The 3,396-nt window shown below is 63.9% G+C and carries 3 protein-coding genes; all 3 read right to left on the reverse strand.

The features are described 5' to 3' along the window. Positions 1-106: 106 nt before the first annotated feature. Positions 107-1,441 (reverse strand): MmgE/PrpD family protein, encoded by a 1,335-nt coding sequence (locus EN925_RS28705; protein WP_127370247.1) that lies wholly within the window; start codon positions 1,439-1,441, stop codon positions 107-109. Next, on the reverse strand, positions 1,438-2,604 hold the full coding sequence (locus EN925_RS28710; protein WP_128337097.1) for a CaiB/BaiF CoA-transferase family protein: 1,167 nt from the start codon (positions 2,602-2,604) through the stop codon (positions 1,438-1,440). The genes EN925_RS28705 and EN925_RS28710 overlap by 4 nt, the downstream gene beginning before the upstream one ends. 119 nt (positions 2,605-2,723) lie before the next feature. Next, on the reverse strand, positions 2,724-3,396 hold a 673-nt coding region (locus tag EN925_RS28715; RefSeq protein ID WP_245487332.1), incomplete at its 5' end, for a LysR substrate-binding domain-containing protein.

Genomic DNA, 3,396 nt, shown 5'->3' on the forward strand with positions numbered 1-3,396 from the left:
GGGTAGGCGCGGTCGGCATCGAGCTTGCGCCAGTATTCGCCCGGAAATCGCTCGCAGAGTCGACGCACGGCGCCGCGGATGTCCTCGTTGTCAAAGTCCTTGAACATCAGGCGCTCCGCGCGGCATGAACCTGGGGACGCGCGTCACCTGCGGTTTCAAACAGACCCAGTGAGCGCACCGGACGGTTATCTGTAAGGCCAAGGATAGCGCCGATCAGGTCGTCGGCACGGGCTGGCGAAGTGCCGCCGGCGACGAGTTGCGTGCGCGCCTTCTGAGACAGCTCGGCTGCCGTCACCGGATTGTCGGGATCGCCCTTGGCGTCGTGTCGGGCGGCGGAAAGGCGCCTGCCGGAAGCCGTCTCGACGATCACCTCGGCGCCCCACGATTCCGGATAGGCGGCGTCGATCGACGGCGCCAGCTCGACCTTGACCTTCTTGCGTTCGCCGACCATCCGTTGCCGTGCATCGGCATCGAAGCTGGCCTGGTCGATGCGGCCGTCCGCAAGCGCTATCGCCACTGTGTGCTGCAGCGAGAATTTGGCACTGTATGGATCTTCGGGAGCCGGCCGGTCGCATACGTCGAGGGCAGCCCGGTAAGCCCCGACATGAACGCTTGCGATGGCTTCCCCGGCGATCTCGTCGTGCATGGCGATCGCGCCGTCGATCGCCGGATGGGTGTGTCTGCAGCACGGCCATGGCTTGATCGAGGTGTTGATCAGTTGCCAGGCCCGCTCAGGCCCTGCCGTGACAGCCTCCGGAATCGGGTCCGGGCACAGACCGGCGTAGAAGCCCCTCTGGCCTTCCAGGATGTTCTGCGCGCCGGTGAATCCTTCCTTGGCCAGGAACGAAGCGAGGACGCCTGACTCCGCCGCCCTGGCGGTGTGGAGATGCTTGCTCATGGCGCCTTCGGCAAGGAACTCCCAAAGACCCGATGACTGGGTGCCCGCATTCCCAAGCGCCCAAACGGTCCTGGTGTCGTCGAGGCCGAGGAGCTCGGCCACGGCAAACGCCGCCCCGAATGGCCCGCAGGTCGAGGTGTTGTGCCAGACCCGGTAATGCTTCTTACCGACGGACATGCCGACCCGGCAGCAAGCCTCGTATCCTGCAAGAACCGCGCGAAGAAACGCTTCACCGCCAAGATCGTGATCATGGGCTACCGCCCAGGCCGCAGGAATGACGACGCTGCCCGGATGGGTCACCGAGTCCCGGTGGAGGTCATCCATCTCCAAGATATGCGCTAGGCCGCCCAGGTAGAACGCCTTGCGGGGGGTATCGGCTTGCGCCAGCGGGGCGACCGCCATCAGCATGCGGGCGGGCTCGGTCGGCAACGCGCCAAGGGCGCAGGCGAGCGTATCCAGGACGAACAGCGATGCCCATTCCAGGTCGCGGTCGGTCACCGGTTTTTCGCGGATCAGCCGGGTCAGGTCGCGGGTCAAGCTCATGGTGCTGCACTTCCTATCCGTTTGGGACCCACTGTATCCGGAGGACCGAACTCCTGCCGCAAAGCCACGTCATGTTCGCCGAGTGAAGGCACACGGCCAAGCACGGGGCGCTTGCCATTGACGGTGACCGGCGGCGCAAACAGCTCGACTTGACCACCGGTGGTCTCCACCGGGACTTTGGTGGCACTGCGATGCACCGCCAGATCAGCCATGGTCGACACACGGCCATAGGCAATTCTGACGTGGTCGAGCAATTCGCATAATGCAGACATGGTGTAGGGGGCCAAGATCGCCTGCACGCATGCATCAAGCGGCTCGCGGTTTTTAATGCGACGCACGTTGCGTTCGAATCTCGGGTCCGTTGCAACCGACGGCTGGCCCAGGACACTGTCGCAGAAGACGACCCATTCGCGTTCGTTCTGGACGGCGATAAGGATTTCCCCATCACTCACCTGAAACAGCCCGTAGGGCGCGATCGAGGGGTGGGCGAGCCCGAGCCGCCGCGGCTCCTTGCCGCCGTAGTGGCGCGCCAGATATGGCACGTTCATGTATTCGGCGAGGGTGTCGAAAAGGGAAAGCTGCAGGTGAGCCCCTTCCCCGGTTCGACTGCGCATGATCAGGGCTTCGAGGATAGCGGCGTAGGCCCCCTGCCCCGTAGCGATATCGGAGATCGATATGCCGACCCGGGTAGGGCCAGAAGTTGCGGACCCAGTGACGCCCGCCAAGCCAGCTTCCGCCTGGATCAGCAGATCGTAGGCTTTCCGTTCGTGGTCGGGTGTTCCGGGTGCGTAGCCGCCGATGTCACAGACGATCAGCCTGGGGAACCGCCGTCTGAGGTCGGCGCTGCCGATGCCCAGCCTGTCGGTTGCGCCAGGCGCAAGGTTCTGGACGAACACGTCGGCGGTGCCGAGCATGGATTCGACCAGCGCAAGATCATCCGGCTGCTTCAGATCGACGGTGCAGGATTGCTTGCCGCGGTTGTTCCAGATGAAGTAGCTTGAGAGCCCGTGAACATAATCGTCATAGCCGCGCGCGAAGTCGCCCTCGGGGCGCTCGAGCTTGATGACCCGCGCGCCCGCGTCGGCCAGACGGGACGTCGCCAAAGGCGCGGCCACGGCTTGCTCCAGCGAGATGACGATCGTTCCCTCCAGCGCGCCTGGCATGGCTCTTCCTTATGGTGCATTTCCGATACCATCGCACCGGAAGGGGTCCTTTCGTCAAATAGCGTTTTGTAATGGCAGGGATAGCGAAACCGTACACGCGGCAGCCCGCCCGCAGCACCCTAGCCGAAGAGGTTGGGCCGCTGGGTTTCGTTGGATAGTTCGGCGCTCCAGACCTGGTCCTTGACCAACTGGCGAAGGATCTCCCACGATAGCTGCCCGACGGCGCGGGGCGCTGTCTGCAACGGCCGTTCGGTCGAGTAGGCCAGGTACACTTTCCGTGTAATTGCCGGGTTTTGGAAACTCCACGCCCGAAACAGGCCAGCCTGCGCCTCAGCGTTGATCGCCATCCGCGGGAGGATCCCGTAACCGATCCCACGTGTCACCAATCTCTTGATCTGGGTGTAGGAGTCGATTTCGATGGCAGGGTTGATGGCGACCTGGACTGAGGCTGCCACGACCTCGATCAGTTCTCGCAGACCGTGGCCCGGGCCCGGCACAACGAGGGGCAAACCGGCGACGTCGCGAAGCTCCACGGAAGAGCCCTGTAAGTCGGCCTGGCCCGGCATCGACGTGCTGGCAAAGAGACAGATTTCCTCGGACAAGCCGTGATGTACAGCGAGCCCCCGAGGATCCGAAGTTGCATAAATCATCGCGAGGTCAACCTCCCCCCGCTTCAACCATTCCAGAATGTAGCCGCTCATCGCCTCAATGATACGGATGCGCACCTCGGGGAACCGCTCGCGGGCGGCCTCGATCAGCGGCGCCGCGAGAAGCTCGCTCACTGTACCAGGC

The sequence above is a fragment of the Mesorhizobium sp. M7A.F.Ca.US.006.04.2.1 genome (assembly GCF_004022915.1).
GTDB lineage: Bacteria > Pseudomonadota > Alphaproteobacteria > Rhizobiales > Rhizobiaceae > Mesorhizobium > Mesorhizobium ciceri.

Bases quoted from the DNA above. Each gene is read 5' to 3' on its own strand.
- EN925_RS28710 (WP_128337097.1), bottom strand. From the start codon at position 2,604: ATGCCAGGCGCGCTGGAGGGAACGATCGTCATCTCGCTGGAGCAAGCC.
- EN925_RS28705 (WP_127370247.1), bottom strand. From the start codon at position 1,441: ATGAGCTTGACCCGCGACCTGACCCGGCTGATCCGCGAAAAACCGGTG.